Annotated in this window: 22 protein-coding genes; 15 read left to right on the top strand and 7 right to left on the bottom strand. The window is 70.8% G+C overall.

All coding sequences use genetic code 11. The features are described 5' to 3' along the window. Positions 1 to 69 precede the first annotated feature (69 nt). From OHA05_RS01715 to OHA05_RS01735, 5 genes are all read left to right on the top strand, one after another. Positions 70 to 3,084, top strand: a complete 3,015-nt coding sequence (locus tag OHA05_RS01715) for a helix-turn-helix transcriptional regulator (RefSeq protein ID WP_328859558.1) — start codon at positions 70 to 72, stop codon at positions 3,082 to 3,084. A gap of 105 nt (positions 3,085 to 3,189) precedes the next feature. Beyond that, positions 3,190 to 4,458, top strand: a complete 1,269-nt coding sequence (locus tag OHA05_RS01720) for a PucR family transcriptional regulator (protein ID WP_328859559.1) — start codon at positions 3,190 to 3,192, stop codon at positions 4,456 to 4,458. Positions 4,459 to 4,737: 279 nt separating this feature from the next. Further along, positions 4,738 to 5,511 (top strand): hypothetical protein, encoded by a 774-nt coding sequence (locus OHA05_RS01725; protein WP_328859560.1) that lies wholly within the window; start codon positions 4,738 to 4,740, stop codon positions 5,509 to 5,511. Positions 5,512 to 5,686: 175 nt separating this feature from the next. Further along, complete coding sequence (locus OHA05_RS01730; protein ID WP_313948231.1) at positions 5,687 to 6,391, top strand: class F sortase; 705 nt, start codon at positions 5,687 to 5,689, stop codon at positions 6,389 to 6,391. A gap of 188 nt (positions 6,392 to 6,579) precedes the next feature. Beyond that, complete coding sequence (locus OHA05_RS01735; protein WP_313948230.1) at positions 6,580 to 6,744, top strand: hypothetical protein; 165 nt, start codon at positions 6,580 to 6,582, stop codon at positions 6,742 to 6,744. A 127-nt stretch (positions 6,745 to 6,871) separates the two neighbouring features. Here OHA05_RS01735 and OHA05_RS01740 read toward each other — a convergent pair whose 3' ends face one another. Further along, a complete protein-coding gene (locus tag OHA05_RS01740; protein ID WP_313948229.1) occupies positions 6,872 to 7,840 on the bottom strand; it encodes an SDR family NAD(P)-dependent oxidoreductase in 969 nt (322 codons plus the stop codon). Positions 7,841 to 7,978: 138 nt separating this feature from the next. Here OHA05_RS01740 and OHA05_RS01745 point away from each other — a divergent pair, with 138 nt between their 5' ends. Next, positions 7,979 to 8,470 carry a peptidylprolyl isomerase gene (locus OHA05_RS01745; protein WP_313948228.1) on the top strand — a complete coding sequence of 164 codons (492 nt, stop codon included), beginning with the start codon at positions 7,979 to 7,981 and terminating at the stop codon, positions 8,468 to 8,470. Between the two features lie 195 nt (positions 8,471 to 8,665). Here OHA05_RS01745 and OHA05_RS01750 read toward each other — a convergent pair whose 3' ends face one another. Both OHA05_RS01750 and OHA05_RS01755 read right to left on the bottom strand, forming a co-directional pair. Then, on the bottom strand, positions 8,666 to 8,980 hold the full coding sequence (locus tag OHA05_RS01750; RefSeq protein WP_313948227.1) for an AzlD domain-containing protein: 315 nt from the start codon (positions 8,978 to 8,980) through the stop codon (positions 8,666 to 8,668). Further along, positions 8,977 to 9,771, bottom strand: coding sequence for an AzlC family ABC transporter permease (locus OHA05_RS01755; protein ID WP_313948226.1), 795 nt, complete (start codon positions 9,769 to 9,771; stop codon positions 8,977 to 8,979). The genes OHA05_RS01750 and OHA05_RS01755 overlap by 4 nt, the downstream gene beginning before the upstream one ends. A 57-nt stretch (positions 9,772 to 9,828) precedes the next feature. On the opposite strand from OHA05_RS01755, the gene OHA05_RS01760 reads away from it, so the two are divergent. Both OHA05_RS01760 and OHA05_RS01765 read left to right on the top strand, forming a co-directional pair. Next, positions 9,829 to 10,452, top strand: coding sequence for a CGNR zinc finger domain-containing protein (locus OHA05_RS01760; protein WP_313948225.1), 624 nt, complete (start codon positions 9,829 to 9,831; stop codon positions 10,450 to 10,452). A gap of 16 nt (positions 10,453 to 10,468) precedes the next feature. Further along, positions 10,469 to 11,266: a glycosyl hydrolase family 95 catalytic domain-containing protein gene (locus OHA05_RS01765; RefSeq protein WP_413777863.1), complete on the top strand. Its 798-nt coding sequence runs from the start codon at positions 10,469 to 10,471 to the stop codon at positions 11,264 to 11,266. 72 nt (positions 11,267 to 11,338) lie between these two features. Here OHA05_RS01765 and OHA05_RS01770 read toward each other — a convergent pair whose 3' ends face one another. Next, positions 11,339 to 11,578 carry a DUF2630 family protein gene (locus OHA05_RS01770; RefSeq protein ID WP_313948224.1) on the bottom strand — a complete coding sequence of 80 codons (240 nt, stop codon included), beginning with the start codon at positions 11,576 to 11,578 and terminating at the stop codon, positions 11,339 to 11,341. Positions 11,579 to 11,888: 310 nt separating this feature from the next. Here OHA05_RS01770 and OHA05_RS01775 point away from each other — a divergent pair, with 310 nt between their 5' ends. Then, entirely contained in the window at positions 11,889 to 13,778 is a 1,890-nt protein-coding gene (locus OHA05_RS01775; RefSeq protein WP_328859561.1) for an ABC transporter ATP-binding protein, read from the top strand. 16 nt (positions 13,779 to 13,794) lie between these two features. On the opposite strand, the gene OHA05_RS01780 is transcribed toward OHA05_RS01775, so the two are convergent. Next, the gene (locus tag OHA05_RS01780; protein ID WP_313948222.1) at positions 13,795 to 14,085 is read right to left on the bottom strand and encodes an SCO0607 family lipoprotein; all 291 of its coding nucleotides are present in this window, start codon (positions 14,083 to 14,085) and stop codon (positions 13,795 to 13,797) included. A 199-nt stretch (positions 14,086 to 14,284) separates the two neighbouring features. Here OHA05_RS01780 and OHA05_RS01785 point away from each other — a divergent pair, with 199 nt between their 5' ends. The 3 genes from OHA05_RS01785 (at position 14,285) to OHA05_RS01795 (ending at position 15,630) form a co-directional block, all read left to right on the top strand. After that, the gene (locus OHA05_RS01785) at positions 14,285 to 14,644 is read left to right on the top strand and encodes an STAS domain-containing protein (RefSeq protein ID WP_313948221.1); all 360 of its coding nucleotides are present in this window, start codon (positions 14,285 to 14,287) and stop codon (positions 14,642 to 14,644) included. A 160-nt stretch (positions 14,645 to 14,804) separates the two neighbouring features. After that, on the top strand, positions 14,805 to 15,260 hold the full coding sequence (locus tag OHA05_RS01790; protein WP_391842024.1) for an ATP-binding protein: 456 nt from the start codon (positions 14,805 to 14,807) through the stop codon (positions 15,258 to 15,260). Positions 15,261 to 15,402: 142 nt separating this feature from the next. Next, a complete protein-coding gene (locus OHA05_RS01795; protein ID WP_313948219.1) occupies positions 15,403 to 15,630 on the top strand; it encodes a DUF5133 domain-containing protein in 228 nt (75 codons plus the stop codon). 16 nt (positions 15,631 to 15,646) lie between these two features. Here OHA05_RS01795 and OHA05_RS01800 read toward each other — a convergent pair whose 3' ends face one another. Then, a complete protein-coding gene (locus OHA05_RS01800) occupies positions 15,647 to 16,201 on the bottom strand; it encodes a cysteine hydrolase family protein (protein ID WP_443043611.1) in 555 nt (184 codons plus the stop codon). 80 nt (positions 16,202 to 16,281) lie between these two features. Between OHA05_RS01800 and OHA05_RS01805 the strand changes: the two genes are divergently transcribed. Next, complete coding sequence (locus tag OHA05_RS01805; RefSeq protein ID WP_328859562.1) at positions 16,282 to 17,760, top strand: aminotransferase class I/II-fold pyridoxal phosphate-dependent enzyme; 1,479 nt, start codon at positions 16,282 to 16,284, stop codon at positions 17,758 to 17,760. Positions 17,761 to 17,898: 138 nt separating this feature from the next. Then, positions 17,899 to 18,387, top strand: a complete 489-nt coding sequence (locus tag OHA05_RS01810; RefSeq protein ID WP_328859563.1) for a hemerythrin domain-containing protein — start codon at positions 17,899 to 17,901, stop codon at positions 18,385 to 18,387. Between the two features lie 143 nt (positions 18,388 to 18,530). On the opposite strand, the gene OHA05_RS01815 is transcribed toward OHA05_RS01810, so the two are convergent. Beyond that, positions 18,531 to 18,926, bottom strand: coding sequence for a hypothetical protein (locus OHA05_RS01815; protein WP_328863317.1), 396 nt, complete (start codon positions 18,924 to 18,926; stop codon positions 18,531 to 18,533). 469 nt (positions 18,927 to 19,395) lie between these two features. Between OHA05_RS01815 and OHA05_RS01820 the strand changes: the two genes are divergently transcribed. After that, positions 19,396 to 19,599 (top strand): cold-shock protein, encoded by a 204-nt coding sequence (locus OHA05_RS01820; RefSeq protein ID WP_030228921.1) that lies wholly within the window; start codon positions 19,396 to 19,398, stop codon positions 19,597 to 19,599. Positions 19,600 to 19,910 lie beyond the last annotated feature (311 nt).

The following is a 19,910-nucleotide window of genomic DNA, read 5'->3' on the forward strand; positions in this document are numbered from 1 at the left end:
CGAAGCGGGAGCGAGTGGCCCGCGGACTCACGGTTTCCGCCCTGGGTGACACGGCCGTAACGTGACGGTGTGACCGGAAGGACGCCCGCACGACACTCTCTGCGGCTCTACGGCCGCACCACCGAACTGGCGGCCCTGGCCGCCCTGGCGGACCGGGTCCGGTCCGGGCGAGGCGCGGCGCTGGTGCTTGCCGCGGAGCCGGGTCTCGGGCGAACCGCCCTGTTGGAGCGGGCCGTTCGCGACACCGATGCCGGGACGGTACTGCAGGTCCGGGCGGCGCGGGCCGAGCGCGACCTCTCGTACAGCGGGGTGAATTCGCTCCTGGCCGGCGCTCCCCCGCAGCTCGACCCACCGGGCGAGGTACCGCCCGCGTGCACCTCGCCCACCGGGCTCCTCGATGCCCTGCGGCGCGGCGATGCCCGTGAACCCCTCCTCGTCTGCGTCGACGACGCACATCTGTGGGACGCCGCATCGCGCGCGGCTCTGGGATACGCCGCCCGGCGCGCCGGTTCGCTGCCGGCCGTCGGGCTGCTGATGTCGGTGGCCGCACACCGGGCGGACGCCGCGGACTTCGCGGGTCTCCCGGTCGTTCGCCTCGGTCCTCTGGCGGAGGAGGCCGCGGCGACCCTGGTGGACGAGCTGGCGGAGGAACTGACCGGTGGCCCTGCCGACCCGGACGTACGGGCGTCGGTGCTGCACGAGGCGATGGGCAATCCGGCCCTGCTCTTCGCCGTCGTCCGGCGGCTGTCCGCGGCTCAGCTCGCGGGGCACGCCCCATTACCGAGGCCGCTCGCCGACGGCGCCGCGCTGGTGCATGTCGTCGGCAGCAGACTGGATGAACTGCCCTTAGCAACAAGGCAGTTGCTTCTTCTGGTCGCCGCCGCGCAGGAGCAGGATCCGGACGGTGCCGGGGCGGACGCGACACTGCTGATGCGAGCGGCCCGGGCCGCGGGCCTCGACCCCGCTGCCCTGGATGCCGCCGAGGCAGCCGGGGTGACACGCAGCGCCGGGAATCGGATCCGGTTCGACGACCCGCTGCTGCTTCGTGCCGTGCTCAGCGGTGCGGCCCTCTCCCGGCGCCGTGCCGCGCATCGCCTGCTGGCGGCCGTGCTCGGCGGCGAACGCCACCGGCTGCCGCGCCTGCTGCACCGCGCCCTGGCCGCCGACGGTCCCGACCCCGCTCTCGCCGCCTGTCTCGCGGCCGCCGCCGACTCCCCCGATGTACGGGCGACGCCCCTCGAACGGTCCGTCGCCTTCGGCCGCGCGGCCCGCCTCACGCCTCCCGGCAGTGCCCGCACGTCCCGGCTGACCGCCGCCGCCGAGCATGCGTGGTTCGCCGGAGACCCGGGCAGAGCCCGCGATCTGCTCGCGGCGGGGCGGCAGGAGTCGGCGCACGACGCCGTGCGGGGCTGCGCCGAACTGGTGCGCGGCACCCTGGCATTGCACGACGGGCCGGTGGGGGACGCGTACGAGATCCTGATGCTGGCCGCCGCGCTGCTCGGCCCGTACGACCAGGAGCGCATGCTGACGGCGAGGCTCGGCGCGACCGAGGCGGCGTGGTCGGCGGGTGACGTTCCGGCCTGCCTCGTCGCGCTGGGCGGCGCCCCTCGAACGGCGCCCGCGCCCGGCGAGGAGAGCCCCACCGGAGAGCGTGCGCACCCCGAACTGCCGGCACGGTGGCGGAACGTCCGGCAGTCTGCGGAGACCGTCCCGGACACCGCGGGCCCGGACGGTCTCGGGGCGAACCCGTCGCCGCTGTCCCGGACGTCCTCGGCCGACTCCCGCGCGGCCGCCGGCTCCTCGCCGACGGAGTTCCGCACGCCGGCAGCCTGGGCGCCCGGTGACCGTGCCGAAAGGCCCGGCGGCGACGGCGACCTGTTCCAGGACTACCGGGCGGGCATGCTGCACGCGCTCGGCGCACGCCTCGACGAGGCGCGGCGGCCGCTGCGGCGCGTACTCGACCGGGCCGCCACCGATCACGACCCGGCGCGGCTCGTACGGGCCGGTGTCGCGGCCCTCGTCCTCGGGAACATCGCCGCCGCGTGCCATGTCAACGCCCGTGCGCTGGCGGCAGCGCGGGCACGCAACCTCGTACCCCTCGTCCCGCAGATCCTCGAACACCTCGCCTACGCCGAGCTGCGGGCCGGACGGCACGCCCGCGCACGGGCCCACGCCGAGGAGGGGCTGCGCGCCGCCCACCGCACCGGCCGGCGCAACTCGGTCGCCCATCACCACGCCATCCTGGCTCTGGCCGCATCGGTCGAGGGGGACGGCGAAGCGGTCGCCGCGCATGCCGAAGCCGCCTTGGCCATCGCAGGCCCGCACGGACTCGCCCAGGCCGCCACGCTCGCCGAATGGGCTCGCGCACGGGCCGATCTGGGACGTGGCAGGGCCGCCGACGCCGCCGCCCGGCTGGGTCCGCTGGTGCGGCCGGGCCACCGGCGCGGCCACTTCGCCGTACGCATGCTCGCGGTGCCCTGCTACGTCGAGGCCGCCGTGCTCGCCGGGGAGCCGGAGGACACCGCCACGGCGGTCGAGGAGTTCGCCGTGTGGGCGGCCCAGGGAGCGGATCCGCAGGCACCCGCCCAACTCTCGCGCTGCCGCGCCCTGCTGGCTTCCGCCCAGGAGACCGAGGCGCTGTACGACCACGCCCTGGTCCGGCACGAACTGGCGGGCGGCGACTTCGAGCGGGCCCGCACCCTGCTGCTGTACGGGAAGTGGCTGCGGCGACGGCGACGGCTGCGGGAGGCCAGGGGCCGGCTCAGGGACGCGCTGTTCGCCTTCGAACGCTCCGGTGCCCTGGTCTGGGCCGAGCAGACGCGGGCGGAGCTGCGGGCGACCGGCGGCGCGGGCCCGCGGGAACAGCAGCCCGGTCCCCTGGCGTGTCTGACACCGCAGCAGCTGCGGATCGCCCGGTGCGTCGCGGACGGCGCGACCAACCGTGAGGTGGCTCTCCAGCTCTCCGTCAGCCCGCGCACGGTGGACCACCATCTGCGCAATGTCTTCGCTCTTCTCGGGGTCCGATCCCGTGTCGAGCTGTCCCGTCTCGTGGACCAGGCGGAAAAGAATCGTCCGGACCCCTAGGGACCGACCGGACGGTATGCCATTCTTCGGACTCAACGAACGTCCCGGCCACGGAGCGGTTCCGCTGCGTGTGCCGGACGGAGTCGACCTTGGCGGAGGGCCGCGATGCAGCACATCGTACGAACCCGGATCCAGGTACCCACGGCAGTTCCGGCCACGGCCGCGCGAGGCACGGTCCGGGTCCGATCGCAGGTCGACAAGGAGGCACGCGACGTGCTCCACCGCGCCGCCCGGGTGCTGCTGGACGGCCTGCCGGAACTCACCGACCAGCTGCTGGCCGCGCTGCGGGAGCAGGAGCCCGCCTACCGGGCGGCGATCGAGGCGGACGCCGCCGATGTGTGGCAGGAGACCCACCGGTCGCTGCGGCACAGTGTCCATTCGCTGCTCGATCCGCGGGAGAACCGGGAGGCGGCCCACCGCTGCTCCCGGAAGATCGGCGCGGCCCGCGCCGAACAGGGCCTGCCCCTGGACGCGTTGCTGCACGCCTTCCGGCTCGGCGGCGGCATGGTCTGGCAGGGGCTCGTCGACGAGACGACCCGTCACTGTCCCGAGGACGTCCGGCTGCTCGTGCATGTGGCGGCCGACGTCTGGAACTTCGTCGACGAGCACTGCGCCCTGGTCGCCGAGGCCTACCGGCAGGTGGAGCGCCGGCTGACCTGGCGGCGCGAGAACCGGTTGCGGGTGATGACAGCGGCGCTGCTCGACGGCACCACCCGCATCGGCGACCTGCCGGAGGTGGCCGATGCCCTCGGCCTCCCGGAGGACGGCAGGTACGCGGTCGTCCTGATCGACGGCGGGCAGAGCTCCGCCTACGCGGGGGCGCGGCCGGCGGCCCGGGCTCCCGGCAGTCGGACGGTGTGGCACACCGGCGCCGACGCGGAGCACGGGATCGTGCTGATCGGCGACGGCGGTCTCGCGCGGCTGACCGAGGACATGACCGGTCCGCCCGGCGCCCGCATCGGTATCAGTTCGGCCGTCGACGGCCTGGCCGCCGTCGGTGACGCCCGTCGTCTCGCTCAGACAGCGTTGCGCGCCTGTCCCGAGAGCGGCGGCACCGTACTGCTCGACGAACATCTGCCGGCCGCTCTCGTCGTCTCGAGCCCGGCGCTCGGCACGGCGCTCGCCGACCGAGTCCTCGGTCCCCTGCTGCGGCTCGACCCGTCCGACCGCGACCTGCTGCTGGACACACTCGCCGTCTGGCTCGACTGCGAAGGATCGGCCCAGCGCGCGGGCGCCCGGCTCTACTGCCACCGCAACACCGTGCTCAACCGGCTGCGCCGCTGCGAGCAGCTCACCGGACGGTCCCTCACCCGCCCTGCCGACGTCGTCGAGTTCACGCTGGCCCTCACGGCGCGGCGCCTGCTGCGCGACTGAGGACAGGCAGGGTCGGGGGGCGGGACCGCTGAAGGGCGCCGAAAAGGAGGCAGCGCCCCATAGGGCGTCACGAACGGCGAAACATGCCCTCGGCGTGGCGTGCCGCCCACCGGGTGAACATCGGGCCCACTCCACTCGAAGGGGTCAAGAAGCGGCTCCCGAACCGATCTCTCCAGTGGTGGGAATGCCGCATTCGTCTGACGGTAGATCATGTCGCCACTGCGGACCCCTGAGCGGACGATGTGTCAGCCTACGTAGTAGCGGCGGAAGGACCCTCTCATGCGCTCTGCCCGCATTCTGCTCGCCTCGGCCGCTGTCACGGCGGCCCTCTCGATCTCGGCGCCGTCCGCGTACGCCATGACGTTCGGCGACGACTGGGAGAAGGACAAGGGCTCCTCCTCGAGCAGCGACCACCACGACGACTCGTCCAAGCACGACGACGAGGACTCGGGCAAGCACGACAAGCCGAAGGGCGGCGTCCACACCGGCGGCGGCGCGCTCGCCACGGTGTCGAACGACGACTGGGAGAAGGACAAGGACAAGGACAAGGACAAGGACAAGGACTACGACTCCTCCTCCAAGCACGACGACGACGACTCCGGCAAGCACGACAAGCCGAAGGGCGGCGTCCACACCGGCGGCGGCGCGCTCGCCACGGTGTCGAACGACGACTGGGAGAAGGACAAGGACAAGGACAAGGACAAGGACAAGGACTACGACTCCTCCTCCAAGCACGACGACGACGACTCCGGCAAGCACGACAAGCCGAAGGGCGGCGTCCACACCGGCGGCGGCGCGCTCGCCACGGTGTCGAACGACGACTGGGAGAAGGACAAGGACAAGGGCGAGGAGAAGGACAGCGGCTACAGCAAGAGCGACGAGGACAAGTCGTGGAAGCACGACAAGCCGCAGGGTGGCGTGCACACCGGCGGTGGCGGCCTCGCGGTCTCCGGCAGTGGCGCGGCCGCGGGCACGGTTCTGCTCCTCGGTGGTCTCGGTGCCGGCGCGTACATGCTGCGTCGCCGTGGCTCGATCGGCGCCAACGCCGCCTGATGGTATGACTCGCACGTGAAGTAGCGCGCTGCCGTGGCCGGCTGGAAAGGCGGCCACGGCAGCGCCGTATCCCGTTTCACCGTCACCTCTCTCGTACCACCGTCTCCCGCATCACCCGTTCGTCTCCGTATCAGTGCGTTCAGAACGTCCGCCGCACAAGGAAAGGCGCTCCGTCATGGCCGGTCAGTTGTCCCCGGTTGAGGGTTCGTCCTGGTCCGATCGCGCGTCACGCAGCGTCGTCCGCCGGCTGATGTGGCCGGCCGCCGCGATCGGACTCGGCCTGGTCCTGATCACCGGCTCCTTCGATACCTCGGCGCAGACCACGGCCCAGGGCATCACGCAGGGCACGACGAGTGCCGTCCCGCCCGTGGTCGCACAGGCTCCCGAACAGGACGCCGCCGCGGAAGAGAAGCCGGCGATGCCACCGTCCGCGCCGACGCGGCTGTCGATCCCCGCGATCGGCGTCGACGCGCCCTTCACCGGGCTGGCCATCGGGAAGTCCGGCCAGCTCGACGCTCCCCCTGCCGCCGACGACAATCTGGTCGGCTGGTTCAAGGACGGCGTCGCCCCCGGGGCGCGCGGGACGGCGATCGTCGCCGGTCATGTGGACACCAAGACCGGCCCCGCCGTGTTCGCACAGCTCAGTTCGGTGCTCCCGGGCACGAAGATCGACATCAAACGCAAGGACGGTACGACCGCGTACTTCCTTGTCGACTCGGTGGAGAGCTTCAGCAAGGCCAACTTCCCCAACGACCGTGTCTACGCCGACGCTCCGGACGCCCAGCTGCGGCTGATCACGTGCGGCGGCGACTACGACCACAAGGCCAAGGACTACACGGAGAACGTGGTCGTCTTCGCACACCTCGACGCAGCCGCATAGGGCAGGTCGGGAGTAGGGCCTCCGGGCCCCGATCCGAAGAGAGCCAGGGGCCGCAGGACGGGCCCCGGCCCCAACCGGGTCGGGGCCTCGGTCGTGCCCGGGCGCGGCCGGTGGCATGGATATGCGTGGACAGGCAACAAGCGAAGGGAACGGGATTCGAACGCAGTCGGATGGCGGAGGGACACGTCATGAGCCAGACAGTTCTGGAAACCTTCCCCGCCGGTTCTCCCCGCGGGTCGTGGGACGCCGAGGAGTTCGCCGCCGAGCAACAGCAGCAGGGCGTCGCCGCCACCGTGGTGATGGACCTCGACACCGACTCGTTCGTCGTACGCGTCATCGACGCCGACGGCTGAGGGCTCTCTCTCATCGTCGGGCGCGACCGCGTCAGGCAGTCGCCGCTCGTCGGTTCGGCTGTGCCAGGTGGTCGCCGTTCGCCGGTTCGACTGTGTCAGGCGGTCGCCGTTCGCCGGTTCGACTGTGTCAGGCGGTCGCCGCGAAGGCATCGACGCCCGTGAGTTCGGCCGACAGGACCCACAGCCGTGCCGCTTCCTCGGGATCGGTCGCATACGCCTTGACCCCGCTGGTCATCACGGCGTCGTCCGCGGCCGGTTCGGCGACATCGCAGTCCTCGCAGTAGAGGCCGCCCATTCCGTCCAGTTGCGCAGACGTCGCCGCCCACACCTGTGTCGCGGCGCCCTGCACCGGGGTCTTGAGGCCCTCCATCGTGACATTGCCCTCGGCGTCCACCCAGCCGGCGGCGATCATCTCCTCCCGCGGGAGGTGGCGGACGAGCGCGGTCGCGATGCCTCCCGGATGCAGGGAGAACGCCCGCACTCCGGAACCCTGGCCCAGGGCGTCGAGCTGCACGGCGAACAGCACGTTGGCCGTCTTCGCCTGTCCGTACGCCTGCCACTTGTCGTAGCCGTGCTCGAACTGGACATCGTCCCAGCGGATTCCGGAGAACTGGTGGCCCCTGGAGGACACCGAGACCACGCGTCCGCCGCCCTGCGCGATGGCCGGCCACAGCCGGTTGACCAGGGCGAAGTGGCCCAGGTGATTGGTCGCGAACTGGGACTCCCAGCCCGGGCCGACACGCGTCTCGGGGGCGGCCATGATCCCGGCATTGTTGATCATCAGGTCGATGCTGCGGCCGGAGGCGACGAAACGATCGGCGAACGTCCGTACGCTCTCCAGGTCGGCGAGGTCCAGTTCGTCCACTTCCACGCCGGCGATTCCCTCGAGCGCCTCCTCGGCCCGGGCAACCCGTCGTGCCGGTACCACCGCACGGGCGCCGGCGCCGGTCAGGGCGCGCACGGTCTCCAGCCCGATTCCCGAATAGCCGCCGGTGACGACGGCGAGTCTCCCGGTGAGGTCGATGCCGGCCAGGACGTCGTCCGTGGTGCTGAGTGCTCCGAACCCCGATCCGATGCTGTGCTGTCGTGGGTCCATACTTTTCAGCCTACGCGCGGGGGCGCGAGCCCGCGCGTAGGCTGGATCGGCGCCCGGCCGGGCACACACCGCAGCCGCCGCGCCACCCTGTGTCGATGAATTGTCGACCCGCACGGTCGAGATGTCAGGATGAGGACTATGACGATCAAGGTGTACTTCGACATCAGCATCAATGACGCACCCGCCGGCCGGATCGAGTTCGATCTGTTCGACGACGTGGTGCCCAAGACCGCGGAGAACTTCCGCGCGCTCGCCACCGGCGAGAAGGGCTACGGCTACAAGGGCGCGCCCTTCCACCGGGTCATTCCTCAGTTCATGCTCCAGGGTGGCGACTTCACCGCGGGCAACGGCACGGGCGGCCGCAGCATCTACGGCGCGAAGTTCGAGGACGAGAACTTCCAGCTCAAGCACGACAGGCCGTTCCTGCTGTCGATGGCGAACTCGGGTCCGAACAGCAACGGCTCGCAGTTCTTCATCACGACGATCCCCACCCCGTGGCTGGACGGCAAGCACGTCGTGTTCGGCGAGGTCACGTCGGGCCAGGACCTCGTGACGAAGATCGAGAGCTACGGCTCGCAGAACGGGCGTACCTCCGCGAGCATCGCCATCACCGAGTCCGGGACGCTCTGACCCTTCGCCCGGCACAGGTCCAGGGCAGGGGGCGCGATGCCCCCTGCCCCCGGACCGGCACATGACACCCTCCTCACGGCCGGGCGCCGCGAGCGCCTGCGCCCTGCAACAGCCGTACCACGGAACGCTGTTGCACACGCCCGTCGATGCCGGCGGCGCAAGCCGTCTCCGCCGTACGGCAGCGGCAGCGGCAGCTCAGACCCACAGCCTGAGCAGTGCCGTCACCACGACCGCCGCGAGCAGTGAGACGACGAGCGGGACACGCAGCAGCCGCAGCCCGAGCGCGACACCGAGACCCGCGAGCAGCGTGAGATCCAGGTCGCGCCAGCCGGGGCCGACCGTCTCCACCAGCACGAATCCCGCCAGCAACGCGGGCGCGAGCAGCGCGATGACGGACCGCGCACGGTCGGGCAGTTCCCGGCCCCCCAGGACGACGGGGCCGACGGCCTTGAAGGCAAAGCTCACCAGGGCTGTCGCGGCTATGGCGATCCAGAGGGTGGTCATGGTCATCGCGCTGCGTCCTCCGTCTCGGCCGACTCCGTCTCGGCGGACCCGGTCTCGTCCGACCCGGTCTCGGCCTTGGCTTCCGCGCCCGCAGGCTCAGCCTCGCCTGGTGTGCCGGCCCTGCTCCCCGACGTCTTCCGCGGTACGAACAGGGCGATCAGAGCGGCCGACGCCGACCCGATCAAGGCGGGTCCTGTCGGCAGGAAGATCACCAGAACACCGGCGACGACGGCACCGAGCACGGCCGCGGCACGATTCGCGCGCTCCTTGCGCACCTCGTCGAGCAGGAGCGCGACGAAGAACGCCGGAGTGAGCACGTCCAGACCGAGCGTATGGAGGAGATCCGCGTCCGGCGCCAGCACGACACCCACGACGGTTCCGCCGATCCACGCCGGCCACTGGACCGCGGTCGCGCCGAGGAGCAGGTCACGGTCGAATCGGCCGCCGCCGCGGTGTGCGGCGACCCAGGAGCCGTCGACCACGGTCTGTCCCTCCAGCGATCGGCGCACCGGCCCGCCCCGCAGATCACCGGCCACGGCGATACCCATGGGCAGGAACCTGCTGTTGATCAGAGCCGCGGCGGCGACGGCCGTCACCACTCCGCCGCCCGCGCCCAGCGTCGCGAGCAGGGCGAACTGCGCCGAGCCCGAGAACACGATCACCGAGCACACGATCGGGGCGACCGTGCCCCAGTCCTGGGTCTGCGACAGGGCGCCGAAGCTCACGGCGAGCGCGAACGCCGCCATGGCGAGCCCTGATCCGACGGCCATGCCTTCCCTGAACCGTGCAGCGTTCATGCCTTCAGGCTAACACCCATGAGGCCCTTATGGTCGTTAGAGAGGTAGGCTGGTCCCGTGAATGAGGAAGGTCCTGCGACCACGGCCGACGTCGCGATGATCGGCGGACACCCGGTGCTCGATTTCGTCAACACCGTCGCCTGGCGCCATGACGATGCACGCCGAGCGGATCGCGTGAACGGTGCGGACGGATGGGCCCGTTGGGGTGTCGCGGCCGGGGTGCTCCGGTCCGGAGCAACCGCCGGGCAGGACGCGGACGAGCCGGCGCTGCTCGCCCTGGTCGAGCTGCGCGAGGCCCTGTGGGCCGTCCTCGACGCCCTGGTCGATGACCGGCCGCTGCCGCGGCCCGCATGGGATTCCGTACGCCGCGCCCTGGTCGAGGCCAGAGCGACGGCCGCACTGCCCCCCACCCTTCCGCTGCGCTGGCAGCCCGCCCCGCCCGGCCTCGCCGCACTCCGGGGCACGCTGGCCCTGCAAGCCGAGCAACTCCTGGCAAGCGACGACCTGCGCCGCATCCACCGCTGCGCGGGCCCCGGCTGCGGCTGGTTCTTCCTGGACCGCAGTCGCGCGGGCACACGCCGCTGGTGCAGCTCCGGCGACTGCGGGAACAGGGACCGCGCGCGCCGGCACTACGCCCGGAAGCACCCGTCGGCAGGCCCGCAGGGCAGCAAGGCGCCCTGAGACACGCGCCGACACGATCCCGCGGACCAACCAGCTTCTGCGCGATCTGTTCGACGCCGTCACCGGTGCCGCCGAAGTCCTCGGTGTCGACGCCGACTTCCGCACCCAGGCCCGGTCGGCGCGGGCCCGGCTCGCCGTGATGAAGGTCGGCGCGCACGGACAGCTCCAGGAGTGGCAACAGGACTGGGACGCCGGCGCCCCCGAGCGGCAGCACCGGCACATCTCTCATCTGTACGGGCTGCATCCGAGCAACCAGATCAGCCGCACCCGTACGCCCGAGCTGTTCGCCGCCGCCCGGACGACCCTGGTGCAGCGCGGGGACGCGGGCACGGGCTGGTCGCTCGCCTGGAAGATCAACTTCTGGGCGCGGCTCCAGGAGGGCGAGCGTTCCCATCAGTTGCTGTCCGACCTGCTCACACCCGAGCGGACCGCGCCCAACCTGTTCGATCTGCATCCGCCGTTCCAGATCGACGGCAACTTCGGTGCCACGGCCAGGATCACGGAATGGTTCGTGCAGAGCCAGCACGATGAGGTGCAGCTGCTGCCCGCACTGCCGCCGGGCCTGCCGAACGGCAGTGTCCGGGGTCTGTTGGCGCGCGGCGGCTTCGAGGTCGATGTGACCTGGGCGGGCGGCGTACTGACCGAGGCGGTGCTGCGGGCGCGGGCGAGCGGGCCCGCGCGGCTCCGTACTGCACGCGCCGTGACGGTGACGACGTCCACCGGGGTACAGGTGCCGGTCACGCGTCCGGAGTCCGGTGTCACGGCCTTCACCGCGGTGACGGGCACGCACTATCGAATCCGCCCCGCGCAGTAGGCCATCGCATCTGCTCCCGCGTGCGTCACACGGGAGCAGGTGCACGTCCGGCCCGGCGGGCTCGCGCCCTCGCTACTGCTGGTACGACTCGACCTCGTCGATCGGGCGCGCCCGGGCGTCCGCCGGGTCCTCGCCCGCCTCGACACGCGCACGGCGCTGGCGGAGCAGGTCCCAGCACTGATCGAGGCGCTGTTCCAACTGCTCCAGCCTGGCCCGCTCGGCGGCGTCCAGACCCGAGCCGGGCGCCTGGGAGCGGAGCTGGTGCTCCTCCGCGACCAGGGCGTCGATCGTCTGAAGAATGTCATCCGGCATCGTGTGCTCCTCGGAGTGACGTGTCATGGGGGAGATCGCGGTCGCCCTCTTCACGACTGTAGCCCTCCCCCGGGCACCGGACGCGGTCGGCGGCGGCCGGGCGGGAACGCACCATGAGGTCTCGCGCCGACCCCTACGGTGGCCACCGTGCACCCGACGCTCTCCACCGCACCCCGACCGGGCCCGAGCATCCGACTCCCGACGCAGTTGACCTCAAGTTTGGTTGAGGTCCTAGCTTTGTCCGTGCGCCCCGGGCCATGCCGGCCGACGGGATCCGAGCGCCGGCCCACACTCTCCGGAGGCACCGCCCATGGACATGGAAGTCACCGCGTGGACATCGCTGCACAGCGCGATGAACGCCCAGGAGGACAGGAGGCCGTTCTCCCGGGCCACCCTCCGCCGCATCGGCGCATTCGCCCGGCCCCATCGCGGCGAGGTCTACCGGTTCCTGCTGCTGAGCGTGATCACCGCCCTGCTCGCCGTCGCCACGCCGGTGCTCGCGGGGCGGGTCGTGGACGCGATCGTCAAGGGACATGACTCGGGCACGGTCACCCGCCTCGCTCTGCTGATCGCCGTCATCGCGGTCGCGGAGGCCGGGCTCGGTCTGCTCACCCGCCGTCTGTCGGCGACGCTCGGCGAGGGCCTGATCCTCGATCTGCGGACGGCGGTCTTCGACCACGTGCAGCGGATGCCGGTCGCGTTCTTCACCCGGACCCGCACCGGCGCACTCGTCAGCCGGCTCAACAACGACGTCATCGGAGCGCAGCGGGCGTTCAGCAACACGCTTTCCGGTGTGGTCTCCAACCTCGTGACCCTGTTGCTCACCCTCGCCGTGATGGTGAGCATTTCCTGGCAGATCACCCTGCTCGCGCTCGTTCTGCTGCCGGTGTTCGTCATCCCCGCCCGCCGTATGGGTGCCCGGATGGCCCGGCTCCAGCGTGAGGCCGCGCAGCACAACGCCGCCATGGGGACCCAGATGACCGAGCGTTTCTCCGCCCCCGGCGCGACGCTGGTCAAGCTGTTCGGCCGGCCCGCCGACGAGTCGGCCGAGTTCGCCGCCCGAGCCCGCCGGGTGCGGGACATCGGCATCCGTACCGCCATGGCCCAGTCCGTCTTCATCACCGCGCTCACCCTGGTGTCCGCGCTGGCGCTCGCCCTGGTCTACGGGCTCGGCGGCTACTACGCGCTCCGCGGCACTCTGGAGCCGGGCGCCGTGGTGGCCCTCGCACTGCTCCTCACCCGCCTCTACGCCCCGCTGACCGCACTGGCCGGCGCGCGGGTGGAGGTGATGAGCGCCCTGGTCAGCTTCGAGCGGGTCTTCGAGGTCCTCGATCTGAAGCCGCTGATCGCCGAGAAGCCGGACGCCCGCCGCGTACCGGACGGGCCCGTGTCGGTGGAGTTCGACGGCGTGCGCTTCGGCTACCCCTCCGCCGACAAGGTCTCTCTCGCCTCGCTCGAAGAGGTGGCCACGCTCGACTCCCGCGGTGGCACGGAGGTGCTGCACGACGTCTCGTTCCGCGCCGAACCCGGACGGATGGTCGCCCTGGTCGGCTCGTCCGGCGCGGGCAAGTCGACGATCGCTCAGCTCCTGCCGAGGCTCTACGACGCGGACGCGGGCTCGGTACGTCTGAACGGCATCGACGTGCGCGACCTGACCGCGGACTCGATCCGCGACACCATCGGCATGGTCACCCAGGACGGCCACCTCTTCCACGAGTCCGTCCGGGCCAATCTGCTGCTCGCCCGGCCGGACGCCTCCGAGGACGACATCTGGGACGCACTGCGGCGTTCGCGTCTCGACGGACTCGTGGCCTCACTGCCCGACGGTCTGGACACCGTCGTGGGCGAGCGCGGCTACCGTCTCTCCGGCGGAGAACGTCAACGGCTCACGATCGCCCGCCTTCTGCTGGCCCGTCAGCGGGTCGTCATCCTCGACGAGGCGACCGCACATCTCGACTCCACCTCGGAAGCGGCCGTCCAGGAAGCGCTGGCGGAGGCGCTGGAGGGGCGTACCGCCGTCGTGATCGCCCACCGGCTCTCCACCGTACGGGCGGCCGATCTGATCCTCGTGGTCGAGGACGGCAGGGTCGTCGAACGGGGCACCCACAGCGAGCTGCTGGCCGAGGGCGGCCGCTACGAGCAGTTGTACCGGACGCAGTTCGACCGCCCGGGCACCGCGGAGGCGCAGCCGGTCCGCTGAACCGGCGGACGCGCCGTCAGTCCTTGACGACGTTCCCGTTCTCGTCGACGACGACCGTGCTCCAGTACTTGTCCCACTTGTCGTCGACGTGCTCGGGAACCTTGCCCTTCGGGTAGCGGACGTATCCCTTGGGCGGTTCCTCGTCGTCGGGGACACAGGCGCTGCCGGTGGTGCCCCCGACGGCCTTGACCGGATACTCGCCGTTGCTGCAGATGGCGTCCTCCATCGAGCAGCCGGTGACCAGGAAGGCCGCGGCCACCCCCGCCGCGGCAAGGGAGGAGTACCGGAGTCGTCGGTGCTTCAGCATTCTCAAGAGCCTCTCTCGTCGGTCCGATCAGTCTGTCCGTGAACGCGGTGCCCTTGATGAGTACGCGTACTCAACTGCGATGGGTAGGCGACCGGGGGCCGGCCGGAACGGGCTCCCCTTCCGTCGGGTTCTGTCATTCGGTGATCTCGTCCCCTCATGTCCTTGCGGATCGACTGGCATATTCGCTTCCATGGGCGCCATGACAAGTGAAGAGTTGCCGTCCGGCAACAGATCGGCCTCCACGGGACCCCTCGACACGCAGTACGCCGTCGGCGACGTCTGGGTCGTCGTAGCCCGGGGCGAGGTCGATCTCAACAATCTCCCGCCGCTCACCGAAGCCCTCACCCAGGCAGCCGAAACGCATGCCACGGTCGTCCTCGACGCCTCCGGCATCACCTTCGCCGACTCCACGTTCCTCAACCTGCTCCTGCGCATCCACCAGGCCACCGACCTGCGCATCGCGGCGCCGGGCCCGCAACTGGAGCGCCTTCTCGACCTGACCGGCGCCGACGGGGTCCTCGATCTCCGGCCGTCGGTCGACGAGGCCACCACGCGATAAGGGGCACCCGCGCCACGCGGCCGGTGGGCCCCACGGGATTGCCCAACCAGATCTCACGGGCCTGCGGGGAGTGCGACAGTGGAAGGCGGGTAGAGGCCGCCACAGTTATGTGTGGCGTGAATGTTGTGGGACATGGTGTGGGACACAGGGGCCGTGAATGATGGATACGGGGGCCGATGGCAGTGCGACGGACGCCGTCGCCCGCAAACCCGCCGCCTGGGCCGGCGCCGCGTACGACGGCGCACCGGGCTCCATCGCAGCGGCCCGGCACTTCGCCGCCCATTTCCTGACCCGGCTCCAGGTCCGGCACGGCATCGCCGTCGCGCGTGACGCCGTCGGCGCCGTCCAGCTGGTCGTCAGCGAGCTGATCACCAACGCCTGCAAGTACGCCCCCGGCCCCTCCTCGCTGAGCCTGGAGCTCGCCGGACGGGTACTGGAGATCACCGTGTCGGACTCCAGCCCCGCGCTGCCGCTCGTGCGAGGCCCCGAACCCACCCGTGTCGGCCAGCACGGCCTCGAGATCGTCATGGCGCTGTCCGAGGGCTTCCAGGTGCAGCGGGAACCTTTCGGCAAGAGGATCAAGGTCCGGGTGCCGCTCGTGCCCGGCTCGCCCTGACCTTCCCGGGCCGCCGAGCCGAAGGAAATCCACCCAGGTCGCCGCACCCCCATATGTGTACGGGGCATGGAGATGCAGGGATCGGGCAGCCGGTCCACTATCAGGGGCAATTGGGCGTTTGTGGCGGACAAGGAGACCTGCCGTGCTGATGGCTCACCCTGCGGTTCTGAAGAACCTGATCGACCGGTACGAAACGCTGAGGACGCTGCACGCCGAGACCGGCAGCGCCCGGGTCCGGCAGCGGATGGACGACATCGCCTACACCCTGTGCGTCTCCACGGGCACCCGCGATGTGACGGCCGCGCTCATCGCGGCCCGCCGTCAACTCCCCGGCGCCTGCCCTGAGGGCGAGTCGCTCGTCGTGAGCTGATCCGCCCGCGCCCTCGTCAGAACTCGATGCTGTCCGTACCTCGGATCTCCACGTTCATGTTGCGGTCCATCATCCGCAGCGCCGCTTCGGCCAGATCGGCATGGATGTGCGCGACGGCGTCGTCCGGCACCGTCACCCGCAGATGCCGGATGTGGGCGTCCAGGGCCGAGTACAGCACGCATTGCTCGGTGACCTGACCGCACAGGACGATGTGGTCGACGCCGAGCTGGCCCAGCAGATAGGACAGCGGAGTCTCGAAGAAGATCGAGTGACGTGCTTTGACGACGAACAGCGACTCGTCATCGGGCTTCAGCGGTTCGACCAGGTCCGCGTGGGGGCCCGACAGAGCGGCTTCGAGGAGCTCGCCGTGGTGGGAGCGCCACTGCCCGAAGTTGTCGTTGACGTAGATGACCGGGACCTTGTGCTCCCGGGCGCGTTCGATCAGTCGCACCACCGCGGGGACGGCCTGCTCGGCGGACGGGATGAGCAGATCCGCGTCGCGGTGATCGTAGGTGTTGATCATGTCGATCACGATGACGGCACGGTTGCCCAGGCTCTCCGTGGTGGTCATGGTGTCCATGGTTCCACTCCCGTCATGATCATGCAGGGGCCGCGGGCGTGCTCGTCGCGGCTGCGGGAACAGGTCGAGTTATGGCTGTAGATCACCGGCAGGCACCGGTCCTGGAAGCACTGGCGCGATACCACGAGACCGATGAGCTCGCATTCACGCCACCCGGTCACAAGCAGGCCCGCGGCGCGGACCCCGAAGTGCGGCGCGTCCTCGGCGACGCGGTCTTCTTCGGCGACGTCCTGGCCATCGGCGGCCTGGACGACCGGCGGATGCGGGGCTCCGTCCTCCAGCGGGCCGAGCGGCTGATGGCCGACGCCGTGCACGCGGACCACACCTTCTTCTCCACCTGCGGCAGCTCCCTCTCGGTGAAGGCCGCCATGCTGACGGTCGCCTCGCCCCACGAGAAGCTCCTCGTCGGCCGCGACGCCCACAAATCCGTCGTCTCCGGCCTGATCCTTTGCGGTATCGAGCCCGTCTGGGTGGAGCCCCAGTGGGACCCGGTGCGACACCTCGCACACCCTCCGTCCGCGGAGGCCTTCGAGAAGGCGTTCCAGGAGCATCCCGATGCCCGCGGAGCCCTGGTCACCAGTCCCACGCCGTACGGCGCCGCGGGCGACCTGCGCGCCATCGCGGAGGTGTGTCACCGCAGGTCCCGGCCGCTCGTGGTCGACGAGGCGTGGGGAGCGCATCTTCCGTTCCACCACGACCTGCCGTCGTGGGCGATGGACGCCGGCGCGGACATCTGCGTCACCAGCATCCACAAGATGGGCAGCGGGCTGGAACAGGGCTCGGTCTTCCATCTTCAGGGCGACCTGATCGATCCGGCCGACCTCGCCTCCCGGGCCGATCTGCTGGGCACCACGAGCCCGTCGGTGCTGCTCTACGCGGGCGTAGACGGCTGGCGGCGCCAGATGGCCCTGCACGGCACGGCTCTGCTGTCGAAGGCGCTGGACCTCGCCGCCGAGGTCCGGGCGGCGATCGAACGCGTAGACGGCCTCCACGTCAACGACGAGCGCGACTTCTGCGGCCCCGGGCTGGCCGTCGAGTTCGATCCCCTGCCGGTGGTCATCGACCTCCAGGCACTGGACACCACCGGATACCGGGCCGCCGACTGGCTTCGTGAGCACCACCACCTGGACATGCATGTGGTCGATCACCGCCGCATCAGCGCCCAGCTCACCCACGCGGACGACGCATCCACCACCCGGGCCCTGTTGGACGCGCTGGCCGACCTCGTCCGGCACGCACCGGAGCTGCGGCCCGCGCCGCGCGTGGCCGTGCCCGAGCCCGGCGAGCTGCGCCTGGAGCAGGCGTGCCTGCCCCGTGACGCCTTCTTCTCCCGCACCGAGGATGTCGCCCTCGACGCGGCGGAGGGCCGGGTGGCGGCGGAGATGCTCACGCCGTACCCGCCCGGCATCCCTGCCGTACTGCCCGGCGAGCGGCTCACCCGACCCGTGCTGCGCTACCTGCGCACCGGCATCGACGCGGGCATGAACGTGCCGGACGCCGCCGACAGGCGGCTGCAGACCGTACGCGTCATGGCGGGCGACGACGCCTGACGCGAGAGCCGAACGGATGGTCGGCCCGATCACCCGGAGTGCCGGTCACGTCGCGGGGAACACGGTCGACACATCGAAGGTGGCGCCGGGCCCGGCCACGAGTCCGGGCCGACGGCGCGCAGGAGAGGAGTGGCCGTCATGGCTTCTGACGACGTGGTGGAACTGATCCTCGAGGACCACCGGAGCATGGAGGACCTGTTCCGCCGGATGCGCAGTGTGGACGAGGACCGCGCGAAGGCGCTGCGGGAGTTCTCCGCACTCCTCGTCGCGCATGCCGAGGCGGAGGAGTCCGAGGTCTACCCGGCACTGAAGCGGTACAAGGACATCGACAACGACGAGGTCGAGCACGGCTCGGAGGAGCACGACGAGGGCCATGAGGCGCTGCTGCACCTGCTGGAGGTCGAGGACACGGGCGGCGAGGAGTGGGACGAGAAGCTGGAGGAGCTGTCCGAGGCCGTCGCGCACCACCTCGACGAGGAGGAGCGCACGCTGCTGAACGACGCCCGGGAGAACGTGGCCGACGATCGCCGCACCGAACTCGGCAGGGCGTTCCTGAAGGCGAGGGCCGACCAGCTGGCGTCCGACTGCGGCGACATCGAGAACGTACGCCGTCTCGTCCGGGGCTGAGCCTCGCCCGGGGCCGGCGTCGGGCCCTTCGACGCGGGGCTGAGCCTCGTCGGGGGCCGCGGGCGGCCGCCTCGACGCGGCCGCCCCTCGGCCGCCCGTGCCGGCCTCGAGGCGCCCGCCCGGCCCCGGCTCCCCGGCGCCCGTCAGGAACCCGGCGGCAGCGCCGTGTGATCGGGGTGCCGCGGGGTCCGGCGGGCCTCCTTCATCTCGGCCTCGTACAGATGGTCACGGCCCTCGGCGAGCTGATCGCGCACCTGACGCTCGACGTCCTGGAACGGCCGGTAGTAGGTCTCGTTGTAGGCCTCGACGATCTGGAAGGTCCAGTGGCCGGGAATGACATTCCGGCCCAGGATCTCCCGCTCGACGAGATCGGCCAGGCGATCGTGGCCGGCTTCGCGCAGGAGACGGACGGCGTCGTCGAGCTGCAGGTCCGCCGAGCCGGTCAGCTGATGGAATCCGTACAGATGCCCGCGCGCCCGCTCCGTGGTCTCCAGCGCCTTCGACAAGGCACCCAGCGCCTCGACCGTCTTGTCACTCATGCCCACCGGGCGCCGGTGCGCCGCGTCGGGGCCGTCGTTCCGTTCGTCACTCACCCTTCACGTGTCCCCTGCCGCCATCGCCGTATGTTCGGCACTTCGGGTGGTCTTCGCTGCGGGCCGGGCAGCACAGGGGGTCCGAGGAGCAAGCCCACGCACCGGCCGGTCGGCGCCTGCCAAGGCCCCGGAAATATTTCTCCTACGGCAACTGGAGAATTAGCCTCCACGGCCGCAATAATTTTGGCCGCCATTTCCCGGCGACAAGCAACGTCACGAGCACTCTCGGCGCCACCGTGCTAATGTTGATCTCAGTTGCAGTTGTGGTTCCCAAAGACTTCAAGTGCCCTCAGCGGTTTTCTGAACCGGCGAGAGCACTTTTGCATTTCCGGTCCTCCGGAACGGGGCAATCATCACGGCGACTCGAGGTCCGCACAGTGCGGTCCTCTGGGCAACGCCCCGAAGGAGATATGACATGGCCAGTGGCACCGTGAAGTGGTTCAACGCGGAAAAGGGTTTCGGCTTCATCGAGCAGGACGGTGGCGGCGCTGACGTCTTCGCCCACTACTCGAACATCGCCACCCAGGGCTTCCGTGAGCTTCAGGAAGGCCAGAAGGTGAACTTCGACGTCACGCAGGGCCAGAAGGGCCCGCAGGCCGAGAACATCGTTCCCGCCTGACGCTGACACGTACGACGCAGCTGGGGCCCGCACCTTGGGGTGCGGGCCCCAGCTCGTTGCTTTTCGCAGCATCTGCACGCGGGCGCCATGCGGGGCCGATCCGGCCCCCGGCAGCCCGCAGCGGGTGAACGCGCCTCCATGGCGAAAGGCCCGACCGGGTCCGTTCAGCCCGCACTTTCCCTGCCTTCAGGCGAATTCTCGCCTCCCGCAGACAGACGAGGCAGCCGTATTCCCCCTGTTTCGCTCCATCTTTTTCCGGTCCGTTCCTGCGAATCTCCGCGCGGCATGCCGCTGCCGGAATTCCTCGATAC

This window comes from Streptomyces sp. NBC_00306, assembly GCF_036169555.1.
GTDB lineage: Bacteria > Actinomycetota > Actinomycetes > Streptomycetales > Streptomycetaceae > Streptomyces > Streptomyces achmelvichensis.

Bases quoted from the DNA above. Each gene is read 5' to 3' on its own strand.
- OHA05_RS01815 (WP_328863317.1), bottom strand. From the start codon at position 18,926: ATGAGTGACAAGACGGTCGAGGCGCTGGGTGCCTTGTCGAAGGCGCTG.
- OHA05_RS01725 (WP_328859560.1), top strand. From the start codon at position 4,738: ATGCGCTCTGCCCGCATTCTGCTCGCCTCGGCCGCTGTCACGGCGGCC.
- OHA05_RS01800 (WP_443043611.1), bottom strand. From the start codon at position 16,201: ATGACCACCACGGAGAGCCTGGGCAACCGTGCCGTCATCGTGATCGAC.
- OHA05_RS01805 (WP_328859562.1), top strand. From the start codon at position 16,282: ATGGCTGTAGATCACCGGCAGGCACCGGTCCTGGAAGCACTGGCGCGA.
- OHA05_RS01750 (WP_313948227.1), bottom strand. From the start codon at position 8,980: ATGACCATGACCACCCTCTGGATCGCCATAGCCGCGACAGCCCTGGTG.
- OHA05_RS01785 (WP_313948221.1), top strand. From the start codon at position 14,285: ATGACAAGTGAAGAGTTGCCGTCCGGCAACAGATCGGCCTCCACGGGA.
- OHA05_RS01820 (WP_030228921.1), top strand. From the start codon at position 19,396: ATGGCCAGTGGCACCGTGAAGTGGTTCAACGCGGAAAAGGGTTTCGGC.
- OHA05_RS01755 (WP_313948226.1), bottom strand. From the start codon at position 9,771: ATGAACGCTGCACGGTTCAGGGAAGGCATGGCCGTCGGATCAGGGCTC.
- OHA05_RS01790 (WP_391842024.1), top strand. From the start codon at position 14,805: ATGGATACGGGGGCCGATGGCAGTGCGACGGACGCCGTCGCCCGCAAA.
- OHA05_RS01745 (WP_313948228.1), top strand. From the start codon at position 7,979: ATGACGATCAAGGTGTACTTCGACATCAGCATCAATGACGCACCCGCC.
- OHA05_RS01740 (WP_313948229.1), bottom strand. From the start codon at position 7,840: ATGGACCCACGACAGCACAGCATCGGATCGGGGTTCGGAGCACTCAGC.
- OHA05_RS01735 (WP_313948230.1), top strand. From the start codon at position 6,580: ATGAGCCAGACAGTTCTGGAAACCTTCCCCGCCGGTTCTCCCCGCGGG.
- OHA05_RS01730 (WP_313948231.1), top strand. From the start codon at position 5,687: ATGGCCGGTCAGTTGTCCCCGGTTGAGGGTTCGTCCTGGTCCGATCGC.
- OHA05_RS01720 (WP_328859559.1), top strand. From the start codon at position 3,190: ATGCAGCACATCGTACGAACCCGGATCCAGGTACCCACGGCAGTTCCG.
- OHA05_RS01780 (WP_313948222.1), bottom strand. From the start codon at position 14,085: ATGCTGAAGCACCGACGACTCCGGTACTCCTCCCTTGCCGCGGCGGGG.
- OHA05_RS01770 (WP_313948224.1), bottom strand. From the start codon at position 11,578: ATGCCGGATGACATTCTTCAGACGATCGACGCCCTGGTCGCGGAGGAG.
- OHA05_RS01810 (WP_328859563.1), top strand. From the start codon at position 17,899: ATGGCTTCTGACGACGTGGTGGAACTGATCCTCGAGGACCACCGGAGC.
- OHA05_RS01775 (WP_328859561.1), top strand. From the start codon at position 11,889: ATGGACATGGAAGTCACCGCGTGGACATCGCTGCACAGCGCGATGAAC.